The sequence below is a fragment of the Mesorhizobium monacense genome (assembly GCF_056781675.1).
In genome coordinates this window covers 6,332,831-6,350,415 of sequence record NZ_CM165567.1, presented here as the reverse complement: position 1 = coordinate 6,350,415, position 17,585 = coordinate 6,332,831, and the positions used below count along the sequence as shown (strand labels likewise).

Sequence of the window (17,585 nt, the reverse complement as noted above, 5' to 3'; positions counted from 1 at the left end):
TCCTATTCGCTCTGGCCGATCTGCAGCTTCGCCCTGGCGATTGCCTCGTCCAAGCGTGCACGTGAGATCGCTGCAAGGCGCTCTACCCCAAGGAGCCGAGCTAGATCGCGTGCGGGATCATGCATGTCCAGAAGATCAGGGTTGCCGATCACCATCGAGGCAAGTTCAGCCAGCGGTATATCAGCAATCGAACGTCGCGCTTCCTCATTGACCGGTTGACGATACGGCAGGAGATCCGAGACCTTGCCCGTTTTCCAGATGAACTCGCCGCTCGACTCCTGCGTCCTGTCCAAATCCCGCAAATGAAGGTCGATCCTCTCGCGGATGCGCCCACCGGTGCGGAGCCAACCATGGACCCGAGCAATCCGCTGGGCGAGGACATCTGTTCGCAATGGACTTTCGGTTTCGATGACGGTTTCAATCATGCCAAGCAACGTCGTGCGATAGCCAAATTCGAAGAACTGATCGGGGTCTGCCCGGAAGTCGCTGAGATCGGCCACTCGATACCGCCCTTCCGCGGCGCCGATGGTGTGCTGGCCCGTCATCGTTGATGGTGGGGTTGCCTCAGAGTGGCTGGATGCCTCGGGAGTGTTCACCGATACGAGTTCAGTCTCGGCCACCGTCGACGGCAATGGAGGCTCTTCGATCGGCCCCGCGTGGTCTTGTGCACTCTCGTCGATCGGGTTGACCTGGCGCCCCATGTCCCAGTGAGACTCGGTCTCCGGTTCTTCGGTCGCGCGTTTCGCCCGGCCCTCCTCCAGTAGGGTTTCCAGGCTGGTGTGCAACCGTTCGGCACATCCGTTGGCGTCGAACCACCAATCCGTTGACCACACGCGCAGGATGTTCCAACCCAGTCCCGTCAGTACTTGTTCGCGAACCTTGTCGCGATCTCTCGCCGTCGACGACCGGTGATAGGTCGCACCATCGCATTCCACCCCCGCGAGGTAGGCGCCAGCCAAATCCGGGTGACGGATCGCGAGATCGATCCGGAAGCCGGAGATCCCGACTTGCGGGACGACAATCCATCCCCGCCGCTCCAATTGAGCGGCCACGGCTTCCTCGAAGGGAGAATCAAAACCACCGACAGATCCGATGTCCTGAGCCGGCAGCGCGATAGCGCCTCTTTCGGCATAGTCGAGGAATGTCTTCAGATGCTGAACGCCGAGCGCCTTGCTTCTCGCCGGGTCGATCTGGTCCGCCGTGAACCCGGAAAAGACGATGAGTTCCTGACGAGCGCGCGTCACGGCGACGTTGAGACGCCGCTCGCCTCCGTCGCGATTCAGTGCCCCGAAATCCATCGGCGGCGGTTTTCCTGAGGCATCCTTCCAGAATGTGATCGAGAACAGGATGACATCCCTTTCGTCGCCCTGGACGTTCTCGAGATTCTTGACGATCGTTGGCTCGATGCGATCTTCCGCGAAGAACCATTCGAGTTCAGGATAATCGCGGCGCGCGGCGTCGAGCAGGTCCAGGATCAGGGACTGTTGCTGGGCATTGAAGGTGATCACGCCAAGCGTCGGCCGGCCAATCTCGGGGAGTTTTAGCCAGCTATTCATCCGCGCTACGGCCTCAGCTGCGACAGCATCCGCCTCGATCCGGTTGGTGCGGCTCTTGCCACGGTCATAGATGCCATTTGGCACCTTATGCAGGCGCACCGCGCGGTCCTCGACCGCAGGCGAAGGAAATGTCACCAGTCGGTTCTGATAGTAGTGATGGTTCGAGAAGGCGATCAGGGATTCGCTTCGGCTGCGGTAATGCCACCTCAGATCGCGCACCGGAATGCCAGACGCCCTTGCCTCGTCCAGAATGCTTTCAAGGTCCTTCTCGTAGTCGGCGACCTCTTCCTCATCCTCGCTGCGTCCGAAGAAGTTGGTCGGCGGCAGCTGCTTGGGATCACCCACGATGATGGTCTGGCGCGCCCTGGCAATGGCGCCGACCGCGTCCCAGGTGGTGATCTGCGAAGCCTCGTCGAAGATTACCACGTCGAACAGAGCCTGGTTGGGGGGAAGATACTGGGCAATGGAGAGCGGCGACATCAACATGCAGGGCGCAAGCTTGGAAAAGCATTCCGGCATCTTGCCGATCATGTCTCGGATCGACTGGTTCGGCCGCTGAAGCTCCATCTGGTGGCGCAGCAGGCCTAGTTCCGAGTTACGCGGAACACCTTGAACCGCCGGCAGGCCATGCGCGATCGAACTGATGACGCGCTGCGCGGCATGCGACCGCGCCAGATCATCGATCTCGCGGAACTCCTTGATGGCGTTCTCATGCTGAAACCTGCGGAAGTTTCGCAAGACAATATCCTCATCAAGGACCTTCGGGAGCCACCATCGGGCATAGCCAACGCGAAACGTTGAACGTGCGTGTTCGGGCCGGACGGCTCCCGTCTCGATCTGCTCGACCAGAGGGGCCAAGTTGCTGCTGATTGCCCTGCTCCTGGCCCGACACCAGGCCGACCAGTCGCGCAGCAGATTTCGCGCGCCTATCAGAGCACCGAGCTTCATGTTGAGCGCGGCGAAACCTGTGCCATCGGCGCTGTCGGGAACGTCCCGCCCGGCAATCTCACCGAACACCCGACGCGCGACTTCAAGGCTTTTTGTAGCCGCGAGAAGCCGATCTCCCGCCTGGCGTATCCTGTCATTTTCCAGCGTGCCCCGGAGGCTCGGCGCGACCGAACGTAGGACGGATCGTATTTCCTCTTGAGTGCACCCTGGAATGCGCAGGGCACCGCGAAGTCGTTGGGCGAGATCGAGGATATCCGTCACCGCCTTGACATCCGTGGCAAGGCCATCGACCCGCAGCGGCTTCCTAGCCAGCAGGCTCTGGTCTATGGCGGAGAGAGCTTGCTTCATTCGCTGCAGCAGCGGCAGGTCCCGGCCGGGGTCGGCTGTGCCGAGTTCAGCATAGCCCTGCAGAAGCTTCTGGACCTTGCGCCTGCCAAGCATGGAGTTCGGCCAGAACGAAGCCTTCGCTTCGCGCCATTGACGGTCCAGACCGTCGGGATCCAGGTCGCGGATCTGGGCAACGCCATAGGTGGCGGCAAGGCCTCGCTCAGCTTCGCGATAGGTTTCGATCGAACGTCCCAAATCAACGAGCGCGATCCTGCACTGTGCGAAGTCCCGGTCGAACGCAATCGAGATGTCGCGACCTCGGCTTTGGCTCAGGACCTCCGCCAGGCTTGCAAGGCTCTCAGGTACCGCGCGCGGCATCGGCTCTTTGGCGCCGAGGCCCAGACTGGTGAGGTAGTCCCCGATCGAGCTCGTCAATAGTTCGATTGCTGTCTGAAGCGATTTCGCTGCGGAAAGCAGGTTTTCTTGCCAACCGATGCTCCACTCTCCAACATCGATCAGGTCGAGTGCCGGCTCACGGTCAACGGATGCAAAAACAAGGCCCACTTCTGCGGCAAGCTCTTCTAGATCGAAGAGTGTTTGCGCGTCGTGCGTATCGCGCGCCTGCCATGTGAGCACAGGCGCAGGCTCATCTGCCGATCTAAGTGCGATCCCCAATGCCAGATAGGGCGTCCAGCCATTTGAGTAGCGTTTGTGAAGCGCCTCGACGTAGGCATTCAATTCATCGCGCCTCAGGCGAAGCCGCTCGTTGATGGCGATCCATTCGGACGCGTCGGTGCGGCCGCCATGTTCCCAGGACGATTTCAACTGCCCGAGAAAATGCTTGCGGTCGGCCTTGTTCGAATGCAGCTCGATACAGTGATTTCCCAGGCCGTGTTCCCGCAGCCGGCGATAGACGACGTCGAGAGCCGCCGTCTTCTCCGCCACGAAAAGGACCGTCTTCCCCACACCCAGGCAGTTGGCGATCATGTTGGCGATGGTCTGGCTCTTGCCCGTACCCGGGGGACCCACAATGACGAAGTCATGGCCCGCGGCAGCCGCGAGACTGGCGGCCGTCTGCGATGAATCCAACGGCAGAAGGCTTATGATGCTCGAGGGCGCATAGGCGCGGTCCAGGTCACGCTCCTCGCGAAACGGCGACTGTCCATCTGCGGCCTGAAAGGCCTGCTCCGGTGTGTCGATGAGGTGGCGCACGACCCTGTTTTGGCGGAGCGCCTCGGTCCGCTCGACCAGATCCTTCCACATCAGAAACTTCGCGAAGGAAAAGGTTGATAGCGCGGTTTCGTCGACGACCTCCATCCCGGGAACGTCACGCACTGCCTGCCGCATCATGGTGAGGACCCGCGGCACATCAATGCCATTGTCGTCCAGCGGCAGATCGCCGCCAAACTGCGGAAGGCGCAGATCAAAGTCCCGCTCCAGGAACTGAAGAAGCGTTGCGTTGAACCGGGGTTCGTCTTCATGGAAGCGGATCGTGAAGCGCGACGTCGCACTGCGGCGCTCGAGCCGTACCGGAACGAGAAGAAGTGGTGCCCGATAGCTGCGGTCGTCGTCCGGCTTCTTTTTCCAGCGCAGAAAGCCCACCGCGAGGAACAGGGTATTGGCCCCTCCCTCGGCAAAATCGTTGCGGACCTGTCGATGCAGATCGATCAGCCTGGCGTCCAGCTGACGGACGTCCAACGTCGATGGAAGCTCGTCCCTGAGCAGAGCCTCCGCCGCAAACCCGCGCTGAAGGTCGCGCCCGTGGACGTCGCGATAAAGCACCTCGTCGCGCTCACCCAAAGGGTTCTGGTCGGGGAGCGATATGAGACGGATAGCGACGCTATTTGCGAGCCGATCTTCCAGATAGGCCACGTCGGTGCACAGAAACGGGATCGTCTTCTTCGAATCCGGGAGATTGAGGAGCCGGTTGCGAAGCGTCAGGTCGAGGAGCTTCTTCTGCCAGCGGTCGATACGGCCGGCGGCATTGGTCGGCTTTACCTCGATAGCCTCGGCCGGCAATTCGCCAATCGCTGGCGCTGGCGGAAGTGGCAGAGCGGCGACTACATCCTCATCATCCTCGACGGCGTTGCCGCGGATCGGCTCGTGTGAGGCGAGCGGCGTTATGCCGCCGCTGCGAGAGCGGCGTACGTCTATAGCCGCGACGAAGGCGTGCGCCTGGTCTTCCGCCAGACGGTTGCTCAACGCACTTTGCGCGCCGTCAAGTGTGAGCGCAGGTCGATGGGTGACGCCAGTTGTCTCGAAAGCAATGAATTCGCGGGACGCCAATGCCTTGCGGACCTCCATCTGATCCGTCTCAATGGCATTGGCAAAGGTTCTCTTGGTCAGCCAGACGCCGGCCGCCGCATGCCCATCGAACATCAAGATGCCCGGATGCAAGCCGGCAGCCTCCAAGGCCGCGGCAAACAGAAGCGTTGTGTCGAGGCAGGTCGCAAGACGCTCCTGCGCGATCGTCGTTGGGCGCCTGATCTTCTGGCCTCGGCTCTCGAAGCTGGCCGGCGGCTCCGCATAGTGCAATCCCATCCCGGCAATCGCGGAATAGATGGCCGCAGTCAGCATGTATGCCCGTTGGGGACTCTGGGATTGATATCCGTCCAGGCCACTCGGGTGACCATGCGCTACAAGTCGTTCCGCCGCGGCCCGCAGGATCTGCGCCACCCCCGGATCATTCGGCATGGCGAATGCTGGCAGCAATTGAGCCATGTCCGCAACGCCACCCCATTCGTCGCGCGCAAGCAATCTGACTGTCAGGCGTCTTTCGTCGAGAACGTTGCCCGCTGAAGTGAGGCGGAGCGTGATCTCGCCGCGTTCGGCCTCGTTCAGGCCGGCGAGATAGCCAGCATCGAGCTCGACTTTGCGGTCGCTCAGCGCAAGCTTGTCTCCTGGGATGAGTCGATCGACTGTCCACGTCTTCGGCCGCAGGAACGACGGTGAAGACGTCAACTCAAGAACGCAGTTTTCAAAATGAGAGGCCGAGTTGTTCTCAATTCGTATCGAACGAATGACCGGTATCGCATTCTGATAGGATGCATAAGTGAAGCTGAAAGCGACATCGGCAACGATGCATGGCGCGGCAGAGATATCGGGTGCGGAACTGTCAATTGTTGCGTACTGAGAATCGGCTGATTCCATTGATGAAGTACCCCCCTTTAGAGACTACCGGCTTTTTTCCCTCTTGTCGTGTTTTGGATGTCAGATCAGAACAAGAAGCTCTTTTGTCAGCTTGATAGTTTGGATGTACAGATGATTTTCTGGGAGAGCGGGTCGCAGCATTTCCCGGCGAAACCCATCGAGGCCCCTGTCGCCACATTCCAAACCCACGAAAGAGAGTTGCCGAAGGCGGTTGCGCTTTGCTAACCGGGTGCGAGAGGCGGCAGAGCCGACCTAGCAAGCGCCTGAGTGAAAGGTCCCCTGAGCTAGGACCGAGTGCCTAGAATTCGCGTCGAACCACGTCCCTTCGTTCGGGGCCGGAGATAGCCCAATGGCATTTCGCTTTATCCATACGGCCGACATTCATCTCGACTCGCCGCTGCGCTCGCTGGCGATGCGAAACCCCGATCTTGCCGAACTGGTGGGAGACGCCAGTCGTCAGGCATTTGTTTCCATCGTCGACCTTTGCCTTGCGGAGCGTGTCGATGCCCTCGTCATTGCCGGCGATCTTTATGACGGCGATCAGACGTCGATGAAAACGGCGCGCTTCCTAGCGTTGCAGATCACCCGTCTCCACCAGGCCGGTGTCACGGTCTTCATGATCCGCGGAAACCACGACGCGATGTCGCGGATTACGAAGCAGCTCGTGTTTCCGGATACTGTGACGATCTTCGGTGGCCGTGCCCAACCAGTGCTGCAGTCAGCCGGAGGCCTGGATGTCATGGTCCATGGCTTGAGTTTTGCAAGCCCAAAGGCGCCGGAGAGCCTGCTGCCCAAATACGCGGCTCCCCGCGAAGGGGCGGTCAATGTCGGCATCTTGCACACCAGTCTGGCGGGATCGCCCGGACATGACGTCTATGCCCCCTGCAGCGTTGCCGACTTGCACGGCCACGGTTTCGACTATTGGGCGCTGGGGCACATTCATGTTCGGAAAGTCCATCCCGGCGCGAGCACGGTGGTGATGCCGGGAATGCCACAAGGCAGGGACATCAATGAGGCCGGAGAGAAATCCGTCACCCTGGTAACGATAAGCGATGACCGGACCGTCGCGATCGAGGAGAGGCTGACCAGCGTCGCGCAGTTCGAGCGGATGAATGTTGATCTGACCGGGACGCAGGAGTGGCCCGAGGCCGTCAGACGGATCCGGTCCGCACTCGAGCAAATCCGGGCCTCCGTTCGATCCCGCCATGCTGTGGTCCGCCTCGGCCTGACCGGTACGTCGCCCCTGTCCTGGAAAATAATCCGCGACAGGGATCTGCTGCTCGGAGAGGCTGAACAGGCAGCCGAACACGTGGGTGATGCGTGGATCGAAAAGCTCGAGCTGGACCTGTCGCCGCCCAACAGCGCGACATCCGACGGCGTTGCCGATCCGGTCCTGGAACTCGCGCAATCCATGCACACCATTGCCAGGTCGGAAGCTTTCCGAGGGGAAGCCAAAGCCCTGGTTTTGAAAACCATCGCGGATCTTCCGCCGGACGCGCGCGACTTTGCCGGAAAGGACGAAGCCGCACTGGACGTGTTCCTCGACGGAGCGCTCGCTCGCGGTGCCGACCTGGTCACTGCCCGCCTCAAGGCAGGCGGGCAGCAATGAGACTGCGGCGCCTCGACCTCATTCGCTACGGGAAGTTTACCGACAAAGCGATCGACTTCGGGCCAAAGCCGGAGTCCGGACCGGATCTGCACATCGTATTCGGCTTGAACGAGGCCGGAAAATCAACCGCGCTTTCCGGCTATCTGGACCTGCTGTTCGGCATTGAAGAACGCAGCCGCTACAACTTCCTGCATGAGTATAGCGCCATGCGCATCGGCGGAGTGCTCGAACTCGCCGGCGAGGAACAGGCCTTTTCGCGCACGAAACAACGTAGCAACTCGCTCCACGATGCATCCGGCCAACCGGCTAGTGAAGTCGCGATATCGGCACATCTGGCAGGCCTGTCGCGCGAAGCCTACAGCACCATGTTCTCACTGGACGACGAGACGCTGGAAGCAGGCGGAAAATCGATCCTGGAATCACGCGGAGACCTCGGCAAGCTGCTTTTCGCGGCCAGTGCAGGTCTAGGGCAAGCCAGTGACATCCTGAGCGCGCTTGAGGCGGAGGCAGATTCTCTCTACCGCAAACAGGCACACGGAACCGAACTTGCGCTGCTCAAAAAGCGGTTTACCGAACTGAAGTCGCGCAAGGATGAAATCGACACGCTGGCCTCCACCTTCGAGACATTGGAGGCGGAACGTGTTGAGGCCGCGGAAAAGTACGACCGCAGTATGACCGAACGATCGGTGCTGTCGGCTCGCCTGGAGACAATCGCGAAGTATCTGCGCGCGGCTCCCCTTGCGGCCGATATCCAGCGGAAGGCCGCTCGGCTTGCCGAATTGCCTGACCTCGCTTCGCCGCCCCGGACCTGGACGGGGAGTGTCGCCGAAATGATCGATCAGGACGCCAGCCTGCGAACGCGCCAACTGGCAAACGGCGACGAAATGGATAGGCTAAGGGCGAAGATCGCGGCGATCGCCGTGGACGAGGCGATCCTAGCAATCTCTGAACAGGTTCGCGGATTGGCCGATCGCAAGGCACGATATGTTTCTGCGGGCCTGGATCTGCCCACGCGCAGGACGGAGCTTCAAATCCTCGACAATGCCGTCGCGAATTGCCTTGCCGCCCTGGGAAAATCCACAGAACCGGAGCCAGCTTCGCTTCTCCTGCCCGCCGCCATTGTCGGGACCGTTCGCACTATGGTCGAACAGCGATCCGGAATAACCACCAGCGTGCGCGTTGCCCGCGATGAAGCCGCGGCAGCCTTGGATGCGCTTCAAACGGCAAGGCAACGGGTTGGCGAAGAACGGGCTGTGCCTGAGCCTGCCAGGGCAAGGCTGACGGCGGCGTTGTCCAAGGCGAGAGGAAGCGGGCATCTGAGCGAGATGAAGGCGGCTCGTGAGGTGGAAGACGCAAGTCAAATCCGTTGGCAGGCGGCAATGCGGCGCCTGCAGCCGTGGAAGGGAGACGCTCAGGCGCTCTCCACGATGTCAGTGCCGAGCGCCAGCCAGATCGCGGCCTGGAAGACAATTTCGGCAGAGAACCAGAAGAACAAAGCCGTCCTTTCCCAACGTCTGGCGGAGCAGGAGCAAACGCACGCTTCGCAGCTGGCGCATTTGGAGACCATCCGCTCCTCGGTCGATGTGGCGGATGACGAAACCGCAACAGCCATACGACGCAAGCGGGACGAGGCCTGGAAAGGGCACCGCGTCAGGCTGCTCGCCGAGACGGCGGACATCTTCGAGGTAGCGCTGGCTCGTGACGACGATGTTGCAGCAGCCCGTCTGGTCCATGCGCGCGAACTCGCTGAAATCAGAACAACGCAACGAAGCCTTGCCGAGGGCGTCGCAATCATCGCACGTACGGCTGATCAGCTGGCGCAACTCGCCTCGATCGTGGAGGCCGCACGCTCGGAAATCAACGCCGCGGCGACAGACTTGCTTGCGGCATGCCAGGAAACCTCGCCTGAGCTTTTGATTGGGCTGATCGAGGAGCGTAGCTCCGCCCGCGCCGATGCGCTCGCGGCTTGGGACGAGATCCTGGTCGCGCGCAAGAAGCTTGAGCGGGCAACTGACGACGGCGGCCTGATACGCCTTGAGGTGAGCACGGCCCTGGAAAGCGTGGGGATAAAACCGGAAGCGAACGAGAGCCTGGAAACCATGATGGCCGTTGCTGAACAGTTCCTCGACAGACAAGCCAAGGTCGACGCCGAACGCGCCGAGGCGGTCAAAACGGTGGGCGCGAAGGAGGAAGATTTGGTAACCAGACGCCGTGCCCTTGAGGTGGCGGAAACCCGTGAGGAGGATTGGGCGGCCGACGTCACCGAAGCCCTCAAGGGCACCTGGTTGGAAAGGGGGATTTCCGCGCCTGGCGTCGGCAGCGTGCTCGATCAGTTGGCGGAGCTGTCAAAGGCCATCCAGGATCGCGACGCGATGCGGCTGCGTATTGCCAAAATGGAGGCGGACAGAGGCACGCTCATCGAGGAGGTTGCCGCTGCCGCGACCCAAATCGGTGAGCCGGTTGACAAGGATGATCCGGAACAGTTGGCCATCAGGCTCGCCGAGCGGCTGGAGCGCGCCGAGCGCGCCCGCGAGGCGAAGGCGACCCTGCTCGTTGACCAGCAGCGCCTGCAGGATGTTCGTGACGCGCTCGATTTGGAAGTCGCGGTGCACGAGCGACGCAAGCAGGATGTGTTGGCGGCCTTTGGCGTGGCCACTTTGTCCGCAGTCGTTGAGCGCGACGAACTGCTCAAGGAAAGGGATCGCTTGCGTTCCGCCTTGACCGACCTTGAGGAACAGCTGTCGGCTGAGCTCACTGCGGATGGGGCCAAACAAGCCCATTTGATCCTGGATGGCCTTGATCTGCATGGACTTGCCATCGAGAAGGCCGAAAGCGAGCGGCGGCTTGGCGATCTCGACGAACTGATTCAGCGACAGCTCATCCGGCGGACCCGTGCGGCCGACAAGCTGGACGCGATCGGCGGCGACAGCGCGGTTGCCCGAATAGACGCAGAGCGTCGCACCGTGCTTCTAGAAATCGAGGAGAGGGCGGTTCGGTATATCGAGCTGAAACTGGGAGCCATGTCCGCCGCAAACGCTCTGAGAGTCTATCGCGAGCAACATCGCTCCGGAATGATGGTGCGGGCTTCGGATGCCTTCGCCCTTATCACACGCGGTCAATACACAGGGTTGGCAACCCAACCGGCGAAAGGCGGCGAAGTCCTCATCGCCTTACAACGCGATGGTCAATCCAAGGTCGCCGATGCGCTGTCGAAAGGCGCCCGGTTTCAGCTGTACTTGGCCCTGCGGCTCGCGGGTTACTACGAATTTGCACGGCTCAGACCGGCCGTGCCCTTTATCGCCGACGATATCATGGAGACGTTCGACCATGTCCGATCCGAGGAGGTTTTCAAGCTGTTTGGTGAGATGGCATGTGCGGGTCAGGTGATCTATCTCACCCATCACCAGCACCTGTGCGACATCGCCAAGGCCGTTATTCCCGGCGTGGCGATCCACGACTTGGGTAATTAATTGTGCACGCTTTCCTTTGATGCAAATGATCGCCTTGGGTCAGTCAAGGATTTCGGCCACATGCCCTGTCCTAATAAACAATGATGACGAGTCCTACCGTCGTCAGGCTCGTGACCCCCTCGAATGGCCACCTCTGGAAGCGAAGGAAGTCAGTCACGCCGTGTATTCTTAATGCTCGTGGGGTCGAGGGTTTCATCGCGCTTACGAGCACAATCTCGTACATCGCAGCTACGCTGATCGCTCCCCTTATCCCTTCAATTTCACGGCCCCGACCCATCCAAGCCGGCGAGCCGCTCCAAGAGCCTCATCTCTTCCGGGAAGATCAGGTCGAGGCCTGCCCCAAGGCTCATTTTCACTCGGCCGCTGCGGTAGATTAGGTCGAACTCTTCAAGCTGATCGCTATCCTGAAGCCGAGTTACGATCTTGCGTATGAGTTTGGTGTCATCTGCACCAATGGCGGATTGCGCCTGTGGACCATCGACGTTCCGCGGCGAGTACCTCCCCTCTCGGAGTGCATCGACATTGATCTCAGGATGCTTCCGCAGCGCATCGACCATGATATCGAGCTGTCTCTTCGCTTCGCGCGCTTTGGCGAGGATCTCCCGCAGAAGGGCTTGGTCGTGGATGCTATCGATGCGGTCGATGATTTCGTCAGCTCGTCGTGATTGCGGTGTTGGCCTCTTTGGCTTTCCGGGACGCTTCGACTCGGCATCGCGAAGCTTGAGATACGTCATTAAGTCCTTCTCGCTGCGGATGGTCGAGGCCACTGGCCCCGTCCATTCCGTCTCGCCCTTTTCGAGACGGGCGCGGAAGCGGACGTACGCTTCGATGACGCGAGAGTTCAACTTGACGAAGTTGGGATTGAAGAACTCGGGATCTTGCCTGGCCGACTTGGCGCGCTTGTAAGCGTCTCCCGAAAGAATTTCATCGCAGGCTTCGACGAGCCGGGCCAAGGTCCCGACGCGTCGGAGATCGGATGCCCTCTTCGCTTCGGCCTGTAGCCGACTCATCAGCGAGTCGGCCGTCACCGTTTCAGATTCATCCATCTGTGTCATGCGGCGTACCCGATCAGCGGCTTCGGCGTAGGAGTGTTGGCAATAGCCGCACGCAGGTCCGCTCGAACTTCCTCGAGAGCGTCGTGGTCGAGCTTGATAGCCCCGTCCACGAGCCGCTGGAACTGAGAAGCTTCCGGGTACCGTTCAAGGAGCTTGTCGCCTATCTGCAGGCATGCGTCGGTCTCCTGCCGGTCGGTAAGCGGGGCCATTAGCTCAGCCACATTGTTCACGCGCAGCACCGCTTTCAGCAGCTGCTTCATCTTCGCTTCTACGCCGTGGGGGATCTCCATGATGGAAGCCGGAAGGATGCGGGTTTCCTTGACCAGGGTATGGAAAAGCTCGAATTCATGCACTTCGGTGAAACCATAGCCCAGGGCTGCGGGGTCGAAACCAGGGACAGCCGGAAGGAGCAGATTGTCGGCCGACGTACCCTGCTCCATTGCGGTCGCCTCGACCTCGTGGACCATCTTCTGAATCTTGAGTTCCTTTCCGAGTTCGTCGGACAATCGGTCCTTGAACCGATTTTCGGCGCGTCGGATACCGCGCAGGGCGTAGTCTTCCCTGCCCGACTGGAGCTCCACCTCCTCGATTTTAAGGCCGAGTTCCCGAGAGCGTTGCTCCGCGAGCCTGAGTTCCGCGATCAGGTTGTTGATCTTGTTCTGGATGCCATGCTTGAAACGGGGGCCCGTGACTCGATAGCGACATCCGGAACAAGCCCGCTCGCGCCACACGGGTTGAAACCGCTCGCCGCCGCCCTTTTCCCCGCCCGTCGCGCACGATCCGCCTGGGCATATGCCGTGCAGGAAGATTTCGAAGGGCGGCAAGTCCCTGCGTTGGGCATAGTTTCGGAGCATACCCACGCCTACATGGTGCTCGACGAAGTCAGGCACCACCGACTCGGCGGCGTATTGTTCGATCGCGTCTTTATCTCGAGCTGCGAGCCTGTCATGCGCCTCGGTACGCCTGTTCATCGCCTCCTGGACGCCGGCGTTCAGCTTCGCGCTGCGCATGGCGTTGTAGTGCCATGTCATCATCCACGTGGCGTGACCGACCAGATCCCGGACGATGTCGATGCTGACCCCGGCTTCAAGAAGGTTCGTCACCATCGTCACGCGCAACGCGTGAAGGTCGAATACAAGGCCGTCGTCAGTGATGAGCGGGTATTCGTACCCGAAGAGCGTGTTGACATCGTCTTGGCAGTGGCGAAGCAGATCTTTCCAAAAAGCGAGCACCTTTGCGTCGCTGATAGCCTTGTCTGCCGTCGAGCCGGGGTCGCGGAACAGAGGGAAGATGTCCGGAAAAAGCTCGGGGTTGGCTCGGGTCATCTCGCGCGTGCGCGCTTGGATAGGCTTCACGCTAGCATCGATCGGGTTGTATTTCGTCTGCAAAGCCAACATTCGATAGAACCCGTCCACCACCGCGGGGTCTACCCAGGGGATGATGAATGGTTCGCCCGTCTTATTGATGCCGACCTTCTGGCCGATGATTTTCCGCCCCTCCCGGCCGGGCAAGTTCACCAGCTGTAGGAAACAGTCCTGCCTGCGCACGGTCGCCGCAGGGTGGTCGTTGGTTACCATTTCCATCTTTTCGCGATCGAGACGCTTCGCGTCGCCCTCGCCGCTATCCACCCATCGCGAACTTATGTGGCGCATGCCACTGTTCAGTATTATGTCCACCGCTATGGCTTCTGCGGGCCAAAATACGTTCTCGTATTCTCCGGTGTCAGGGTTTCTGAGCGTATAGTGACATCGCTTCGGCCCGAGGCTGCGCGCGAAGCCGTAGTCGTTTTCTCGGTTTTTCCTGACTATGAGCTCCCATGCTTCCAAGGCGAGGGGGCTGCGATGCGTAACATCGGCGCGCTTCGAGTATCCGGCACCTACCTTGTCGAGCTTGGTGTCGAAAGGGTTCGCCCCCTTGAACTTGTCCCGCATGGCCGCGAGATGGAACGCCTTGCGCATCGTGGAGATCGCCCGATTGCCCAGGTCGGGCGCATCTTTCGCGCAGTGCATATCCAGGAAATTCCAGAACGCGCCAGTATGGTATCCGCCGAGGTCGTGGACATGCGCATTACGGTCGATAGTCTGGAAATCCTTCGGAGCGCCGTTGGGATCCAGCGTCATGAGATAGATCAACCAGAGGTTAGCGGCGTTCTCGACCGTCTTGACGTGCTTAACCCCGAACAACCGCAGAAGATCCCGCAACTGCGCGGCCCAGGATTTCACATGGACAGGGACAACCTTGACGGGCTGCCCGAGCAATCTGGATGCAACCTGAGTGTTGAAAGGAGTGGGGTTAAGCGTCCAGTTGAAAGCATCGACCCCGATCTTGGCCAGACGGGCAGCGTTGACAAAGAGAGGGGCCTCCGGTCGCCGTTTGGTGGTGCCTCCGCTGTATTCGACCGCCAACCTGTAACATGCATTTATCGAACCCAAGATGTGGTTGGCACTTGCCAAGCTCGCCGCGCGTTCCTTGAACGCAGCCAACGGATACCAGCGGAACGAACCTCGATCCGTGTCCCAGGCATTCCCGCAGAGCGCCGCCGTCGCGAAGGCCTGCAAGCTCACTGCTGCCCCGGTGTGCCTCTGGTCTTGATGGTAGCGAAAAACCAAGTCAGCAAATTCCCGGCGATCCGCCGGAACGGACATTCTCGTGACCAGCGGTATAAATCGCGCTGGATACATGAAGACCATCCGGGCGGCGTATTTCGCAGGCCAGACCCACACCTTCCGCTTTGCAAGAAACTGCGCAAACCACGTGGATGCGAATTCAATTTTCACGTCCGGGTTCGCGTGCCTGACGGTTCGCTGCTCGTCGTCGCCCATGAGTAGTTCGGTCTCGTCTGCAAGGTGATCCAAGAACGCGACCACGTCGGTCGTCGCCTTGATCACGTTGCGGAGCGCCGCCCAGCCGACCGCACTGCCCTGCGACACCAGCATCCACTCGTCCAAATTCTCATGATCGTCGACGATAGTTTCGATGATCGCCTTCTGGCTGGCGCGAGGCATTGCCATTAGCTGGTCGAGGATAGACCCTTCGCCCTGGGCCATACGCTTTCTAGCCTGCCCATTGGGTTTTTTGTCCGGAACCAGATCAAGCGCGATGGCCGCTCGAAAAAGAGCTGGCTTTGAAAAATGCGAGGACTTCACCTCGCTCTGGGTGAGCATGCCGAAGAGTTCAGTCTTGCGCTCTTCGGCACTGCTCCTCGTGAAGCCTAGGTACCCCAGCTTTTCAACGATGTCGCCATATGGCTGCACCAGAAGATCCTTGAGTTCAGCGCGCAGCTCGCGATCGAATTCGGTCCATAGCTGCCTCAGTTCGTCCAAGTCAGGAACGCGAAGCAGCACCATCCGGTCAGTGGCGTTGAAGTAACTCCCACCCTCCTTGTCGGATGTCATGAGGTTGTCGTCATTCCGGATTTGCAGCTTCATGCTTCAGGCGCCCTGTCTTCGGTGAATTTTTTCATTGCGTCGTGGGTATCCGACGCGCGTTTTCCGTAAGTGCGTTGGCTTACCGGACTCTTCTGGCGCAGCATCCGCTGGATGGTTTCCTCGTCCAGGCCCAGGACGTGCTTGGCGTGCCAGGCGTAGTAGTGTCGAAACCCGTGCAACGACGCGCCAAGGGAATGAGGTATGATCCCCGCTCGCAGGCATGCGCGAACGTACGCCTTCTTGACGTTCGACATCTTCAGCGGCTCGCCGCGGTATTCCTCGTTCATGGCGTTGACGAACAGATATGGATGAGTGCGATCCGTGCCGATGTCGGCGTGCAAGGCGCGGATCTCGTCGAGCAGATCCGCGAACTGCTTCGCGCGCTTCTGACAGGTCCAGGTCCCATGTGTGATGAGGTAGCGGGCATTGAAAGTGGTCATGCCTTTCCAGCCTGCCCGCATGCTCTTTCCGCCGTAATCGGGCCGCGGCTTTAGGCCGTACGTGGCATCGAGATACTCGGAACGCGTCTGGATGGCTCTCCTCGGGTCGGACGAACCGAGGAACTTGGACTTTCTCGGGTCGGCGAAGACTGTGACCGGACCGTCGAAATCGGCTAGGAAGAGCTCCCTCGCGAAAGTTGGATCGATAACATCGCAGATGAACATGTTCAGAGCCTCCGAGATCCGGGGGCCCGCGTAAGCCAGGAGGATCCAGAGCGCCTTGAACATGAAGTTGTTTTCGAGATCGATTAGCGCGTCGATCTGCTCGGTGGACAGCGATGTTGTGTTGCCGTTCTTCTCGACCGATGCCTGAACCGCGATGCGCTTCAAAATGGATGGCGGAGCGACCACTTCATCGTCGCCCTGGAGGATGTTCCAGCGGTCGCGCTGCGCCTCGAGATGCATAAGGAAATCCTCGGGCGACGAGTTGCGTTTTACCGATGTCCAGATTTTCGACTGCTTCTTGAAGGCTCCGCCGATGACCGAGGCCGCGCCTGTGTAGTCGGCGCAGAACCGCGCAAAGTCGACGAGATCGCGAAACTCGATGTGGATACGCTCGTAACGGATTGGCTGCCAGTGCGGGAACCGACGCCTGGACGGGTCGAACGGGTTTTCGGCCCGAGCCGTAAGATATTCCCAGACGACCTGATCGATGACACCGGGCTCCGAGATCCCGTCGCCGACCACGACGCTGCCGTACTCAAAGAGCCTTCCGACCGTATTGAGCTTCCGCCTGATGTCCGCAACCGGCACCAGTTGCTCGATCATTGTCCTGGACCAGCTGAGGCTCTCGTCCGGTATGACGACATCGCCTTCCCCAGGCCGGATCGCGAGGACGGGTTGAAGCGCCCTGTCGGGTTTCTTGCGTGCCCTGTCCTGGTAGACACCCCTGTAGATCGATACAGGGACATCAAACACGAAGAACCCCGGATTTCCGTCGCTGAGGTCAAAGCCGTCCATAGTCCCTGCGCTTCCGATTGCTTGCGACAGCGTGTTAGGACAGCAGGACTTAAGGAAGCACCGGCACACATCGTAAACGAGCCCTTGATGTCGCGGTGAATCCTACGAGGCTGTGTCTGCCGACGATTCGATCAGGGCGGTAACGCGCTCCGAGCTTGCACAAGTGATTGAGGCCAAATCGTCGCAAACTTCTTATCTACGAGAGCCTAAACGCCGTCGTCGGCACCCAGCATCGTGGGGTCCTCTTCGAGTTCGGGCAGAATGCGTACGATACTCCCAGCCCCCATCAAGACGCTCACGCCAAGCGTCTGGAATTGGATATTGTGCGTCTAGCTCCGATCGAAACTGGAAACGACGGTTAAGACCAAGCGCGAAGATTCAATAATTTTTTGGGGCTCTCTCCCAATCGCTGATCGATTATCTTTAGTGGGGATCGAGGTCTGCGGGATTTCGATGCAGAGCGGAGGGCAACAAATGCGACAAGACTGGAAATCAATACGGAAATCATTGAGACGCGAGCCAACCGTCATATATCTAAGCGAAGCCGACAGTAAAAGAATTCGGCGAGCTGCCGAACTCGGC

Annotated in this window: 6 protein-coding genes; 2 read left to right on the top strand and 4 right to left on the bottom strand. The window is 60.0% G+C overall.

Translation table 11 applies throughout. The features are described 5' to 3' along the window. Positions 1–2 precede the first annotated feature (2 nt). A complete protein-coding gene (proA, locus tag AC1RUK_RS30380) occupies positions 3–5,981 on the bottom strand; it encodes an anti-phage protein ProA (protein WP_481837670.1) in 5,979 nt (1,992 codons plus the stop codon). A 349-nt stretch (positions 5,982–6,330) separates the two neighbouring features. Between proA and AC1RUK_RS30375 the strand changes: the two genes are divergently transcribed. Both AC1RUK_RS30375 and AC1RUK_RS30370 read left to right on the top strand, forming a co-directional pair. After that, positions 6,331–7,590: a metallophosphoesterase family protein gene (locus AC1RUK_RS30375; RefSeq protein ID WP_481837671.1), complete on the top strand. Its 1,260-nt coding sequence runs from the start codon at positions 6,331–6,333 to the stop codon at positions 7,588–7,590. Next, complete coding sequence (locus AC1RUK_RS30370; RefSeq protein WP_481837672.1) at positions 7,587–11,060, top strand: ATP-binding protein; 3,474 nt, start codon at positions 7,587–7,589, stop codon at positions 11,058–11,060. Before AC1RUK_RS30375 ends, AC1RUK_RS30370 begins: the two co-directional genes overlap by 4 nt. 260 nt (positions 11,061–11,320) lie before the next feature. On the opposite strand, the gene AC1RUK_RS30365 is transcribed toward AC1RUK_RS30370, so the two are convergent. The 3 genes from AC1RUK_RS30365 to AC1RUK_RS30355 are packed head-to-tail and all read right to left on the bottom strand — an operon-like array spanning position 11,321 to position 17,003. Beyond that, the gene (locus AC1RUK_RS30365; protein ID WP_481837673.1) at positions 11,321–12,115 is read right to left on the bottom strand and encodes a hypothetical protein; all 795 of its coding nucleotides are present in this window, start codon (positions 12,113–12,115) and stop codon (positions 11,321–11,323) included. After that, positions 12,112–15,543 (bottom strand): VPA1269 family protein, encoded by a 3,432-nt coding sequence (locus AC1RUK_RS30360; protein ID WP_481837674.1) that lies wholly within the window; start codon positions 15,541–15,543, stop codon positions 12,112–12,114. The genes AC1RUK_RS30365 and AC1RUK_RS30360 overlap by 4 nt, the downstream gene beginning before the upstream one ends. Continuing rightward, complete coding sequence (locus AC1RUK_RS30355; protein ID WP_481837675.1) at positions 15,540–17,003, bottom strand: site-specific integrase; 1,464 nt, start codon at positions 17,001–17,003, stop codon at positions 15,540–15,542. Before AC1RUK_RS30355 ends, AC1RUK_RS30360 begins: the two co-directional genes overlap by 4 nt. Between the last annotated feature and the right edge of the window lie 582 nt (positions 17,004–17,585).

Bases quoted from the DNA above. Each gene is read 5' to 3' on its own strand.
- proA (WP_481837670.1), bottom strand. From the start codon at position 5,981: ATGGAATCAGCCGATTCTCAGTACGCAACAATTGACAGTTCCGCACCC.
- AC1RUK_RS30375 (WP_481837671.1), top strand. From the start codon at position 6,331: ATGGCATTTCGCTTTATCCATACGGCCGACATTCATCTCGACTCGCCG.
- AC1RUK_RS30370 (WP_481837672.1), top strand. From the start codon at position 7,587: ATGAGACTGCGGCGCCTCGACCTCATTCGCTACGGGAAGTTTACCGAC.
- AC1RUK_RS30365 (WP_481837673.1), bottom strand. From the start codon at position 12,115: ATGACACAGATGGATGAATCTGAAACGGTGACGGCCGACTCGCTGATG.
- AC1RUK_RS30360 (WP_481837674.1), bottom strand. From the start codon at position 15,543: ATGAAGCTGCAAATCCGGAATGACGACAACCTCATGACATCCGACAAG.
- AC1RUK_RS30355 (WP_481837675.1), bottom strand. From the start codon at position 17,003: ATGGACGGCTTTGACCTCAGCGACGGAAATCCGGGGTTCTTCGTGTTT.